This window comes from Methylobacterium sp. WL19 (assembly GCF_008040005.1).
Classification (GTDB): domain Bacteria; phylum Pseudomonadota; class Alphaproteobacteria; order Rhizobiales; family Beijerinckiaceae; genus Methylobacterium; species Methylobacterium bullatum.
This window is the reverse complement of record NZ_VRVC01000312.1, coordinates 1-494: the sequence shown is the minus strand read 5'-3', so window position 1 is coordinate 494 and position 494 is coordinate 1. Positions and strand designations below refer to the sequence as shown.

Genomic DNA, 494 nt, shown 5'->3' with positions numbered 1-494 from the left:
ACGCCGAACAGGTGGCGGCGGCGGCGCGCGAGACGCAGGGTCGGGCGGCCTCCGCCTATGCCGACCTGCACCCGAACCTCCTCGCCACGCAAGGCGAAGCGGGGGTGGACGGGACCATCCCGGAACGGCTCGATGCCGAGGCGGCTCCCGCCCTCGCCGGCCTCGTCGAGGCCCTGAAGCGCGACCGCGCCCCGCTGCTCTCCGCCCTGGAGCGGGCCGGAACCCTGCGCACCGAGATCGACGCCCTCGCCGCCCGGATCGAGGCGGGAGCCGGTGAGATCGAGGCGGCGGAACACGCCCGCGCCGCCGAGCGCGAGGCCCTGCGTCTGGCCGAACTCACCGCCAATGGCGAGACGGTCCGCGTCTCGGGCCATACGGAGCGGGTCGTCTCCCTCGGCCGCGAGATCGCGCCCTATCTGGCGGGTGCCGGCCTGTCGCTGGCCGATCTCGAGCGGGACGGGGCCGGTGCGGCCGAGCGCGTGGCCGAGGTCGCC

At 76.3% G+C, this 494-nt stretch carries 1 pseudogene; it reads left to right on the top strand.

The annotated features are described in order from the left end of the window. Positions 1–494: pseudogene (locus FV220_RS25250) on the top strand (hypothetical protein); the annotation flags it as partial.